The sequence below is a fragment of the Promineifilum sp. (SeqCode) genome, assembly GCF_041918635.1.
Taxonomy (GTDB): domain Bacteria; phylum Chloroflexota; class Anaerolineae; order Promineifilales; family Promineifilaceae; genus Promineifilum.
The window spans coordinates 1-2,874 of sequence record NZ_JAYRVJ010000072.1 but is presented as its reverse complement, the minus strand read 5'-3'; the positions used below and the strand labels follow the sequence as shown (position 1 = coordinate 2,874).

The window sequence follows — 2,874 nt, the reverse complement described above, 5'->3', positions numbered from 1 at the left end:
GCGGCGGCCTGATAGGCAGTCACAGCTATTTCCGCCTCGGGCGAGCGCCGGCCGCGCAGGTAGCTGATGATCGCCCCCGCGCCGATCAAGTCCTCGGCCGCCGGCCGCAGCGAGCGGTCGCCGTGGTTATCCTCGTGCCAGCGCTCGCCGGCAGGGATGACGGCCAGACGCCGGCCGAGGCGCGCCGCCGCGGCCGCTACCGCCCGCGCGTTCCGTAGACAACCGGCCAGCGTCGTCGCCGGTTGCGCCAGGACGGTCAGCGTCGAGCCGTTGGGCGAGGGCATGACCAGCCGCGCGCCGGCCGGCACAGCCATGACCGAGGAGGCCGACAGGCGGTAGGGCGACCCGTCCCCGCCAACCAGCACCCCGCCTACGCGCTCGGCGAAGGCGGCCGAAGCCCCATCGCGCCAATCGTAAGGATAGACGCTCGCGCCGCGGGCTACGGCGATATCCACGCAGGTCGAGAACGACAGCACGTCAACAATGACGACCACGTCACAACCCGGAGCCAGAGCGGCCACGCCCCGCGCGCCCCATTCGCAGCGAATGTCATATGGACTTTGATCCCAGAACCCCATCAAACCCTCCAGAGAACTGGCGCCCGCCAGCCTCGACATTATAGCTGACTATCGAGAATGGGACGCTGATTCTCACGGCTGTGAATCAGCGTCAATCAGCGCAAAACCCAGCGTTCATCAGCGTCCCATTCTGTATGCCGTCTGGTTGCCATACTATCGGCAAACGGGTAAAACCTGAGTCGGGAAGCTGCCCGCCGATCCTCATCGTCGCCTGGGGCCGCGCCCGCCCTTAACCACCACGTCAGTCTTGCGCAAGGAGTTAGAAGCATGATCACTCGTGATACGTTCACCGTCGAAGAGTGGGCGCAAATCGTCTCCGCGCCGGCGAAGGTCGGCGCGCTGGTCGTCACGGCCGACCCGTCGGGGCCGCTGGGTTTGCTTGGCGAGTTCCGCGCTATCATGGAGAGCATGAAGAGCTACATCGAGGCCCATGCCGCCGACAGCCCGCTGATAGGCGCGCTCAAGGAGTACATCTCGACGCGACCCAGCGCCGAGGAAGAGACTCAACTGAAACAGTGGGCCGAGAATCAGCAAGCCGAGATGAAGGCCAACCGGCCGCAGACACCGGAAGAGATGCACACCTTTGTCCAGGACAGCCTTTCGGCGACGATGACCTTGCTCCAGACCAAGGGCGCGACTGACGCCGATGTGCACTCCTTCAAGAGCATGATGTACGCCATTGCCGAGGGCGTCGCCAACGCCAGCAAGGAGGGCGGCTTTCTGGGGTTTGGCGGCCAGCTCGTTTCCGACAAGGAAGCGGCCGTTCTGACGGAACTCAAGAGCGAATTAGGAGTCTAGGCGTTCATTGAACCGCGCGCATGAGAGGAGGCTGCGCCTGCTGCTGCTCCCTTACGTGGTGGGCATCGGCCTCCTCTTCGTACTGCCGGCGCTGCTGTCGTTCGGCCTGGCCTTCTTGCGCTACGACGCGCTCAACCCGCCGCGCTGGGCGGGCGCGCTCAACTTCACCCTGGCGCGGACGGACGAACTCTTCGGCCTGAGCCTGACAAATTCACTGGCGCTGGTGCTGCTGCCCGTGCCGGCGCGCGTCTTCGGCGCGTTCCTGTTGGCGTGGCTGGCGCGGCGCGGCCGGCTGCGAGACCTGCTGCGCGCCGTTATCTTCCTGCCCAGCGCCATCCCCGCGTCAGCCTTCGCGCTGACCTGGCTATGGATCCTCAACCCGCTCTACGGGCCGCTCAACGCGCTGCTCGGTAGCCTGGGGCTGGGGCAGCCGGGCTGGCTGGCCGACCCACAGTGGGCGCGGCCGGGCATCATCCTGGCCCTGCTGTGGCTGGTGGGCGAGGGCTTCCTGGTAAGCTTGGCCGCGCTCTACGACGTGCCGCGCGATCTGGAAGACGCTGCCGCGGCCGATGGCGCCGGCCCTTGGGCCACGCTGCGGCACGTGCTGCTGCCGTTGCTCGCGCCGGTACTGTTGTTGCTCTGCGCTCGCGACGCGGTGCTGTTGCTCCAGGACTCGTTCACCACGACCTGGCTGCTGACCCAGGGCGGCCCCTATTATGCCACCTATACGTTGCCGCAGTTCATCTACGAGGCGGCCTTCGACCGGCTCGACTTCGGCGTAGCCGCGGCGGCGCTGTGGGCGCTGTACGTCCTGACTGGGTTGCTCGTGGCGCTGGTCTACGTTGTCGCCCGGCAATGGGGTGTGGGCACGAGCGAAGAGGATTTCCTCCTCTAATGTAACTTTCGGATCGCTCCGGCGCGGCGCGGGTGAGTTATAATGTGGACACTGCCATAGTCCACGTTTCATTTGTGTGATGCCGTACGTCCTGGCCCGTGCCAGGTTTCAACGGCAGGGAGCGATACTCGTGACAGCCCAAGCCCCCAAGTCTCGCCAGTACTACATCGATTGGCTCCGCGTCATCGCCATTTTCCTCGTCTTCTTCTACCACAGCATCCGGCCGTTCGGCAGCGAGTACTACCACGTCATGAACGATCGGTCGTACGCCAGCGTCGACATCATGCAGGGGATTCTGCCCATCTTTGGCATGCCGCTTGTCTTCCTCATCTCCGGCGCGAGCGCCTTCTATGCTCTGGGCAAGCGTTCAAGTGGGCGGTATCTGTGGGATAGAGCGCTCCGCCTGCTCGTGCCGTTCTTCGTCGGCATGGCGACCTTCATCCCCGTCCTCGTCTACCTGGAACGCGTTCATCACGGCGACTTCCAGGGCAGCTTTCTCGAATTCATGCGCCACTACTTCGATGGCCTCTACGCCTTTGGCGGCGACTTCGCCTGGATGGGGCTGCACCTCTGGTATCTGGCGATGCTCTTCATCTTCACGCT

General features: G+C 64.8%; 4 protein-coding genes. 3 read left to right on the top strand and 1 reads right to left on the bottom strand.

The window, feature by feature from the left end:
* The coding region (locus ACE3UY_RS02375; RefSeq protein ID WP_374685949.1) for a 2-phosphosulfolactate phosphatase at positions 1-578 on the bottom strand (578 nt) is incomplete at its 3' end.
* Positions 579-845: 267 nt separating this feature from the next.
* Between ACE3UY_RS02375 and ACE3UY_RS02370 the strand changes: the two genes are divergently transcribed.
* From ACE3UY_RS02370 to ACE3UY_RS02360, 3 genes are all read left to right on the top strand, one after another.
* Positions 846-1,376: a hypothetical protein gene (locus ACE3UY_RS02370; protein WP_374685948.1), complete on the top strand. Its 531-nt coding sequence runs from the start codon at positions 846-848 to the stop codon at positions 1,374-1,376.
* 7 nt (positions 1,377-1,383) lie between these two features.
* Positions 1,384-2,271, top strand: coding sequence for a carbohydrate ABC transporter permease (locus ACE3UY_RS02365; protein ID WP_374685947.1), 888 nt, complete (start codon positions 1,384-1,386; stop codon positions 2,269-2,271).
* Positions 2,272-2,401: 130 nt separating this feature from the next.
* Positions 2,402-2,874, top strand: a 473-nt coding sequence (locus ACE3UY_RS02360) for an acyltransferase family protein (protein ID WP_374685946.1), incomplete at its 3' end; no start/stop codon positions are given.

Coding starts and splice junctions, on each gene's coding strand:
- ACE3UY_RS02370 (WP_374685948.1), top strand. CDS start 846: ATGATCACTCGTGATACGTTCACCGTCGAAGAGTGGGCGCAAATCGTC.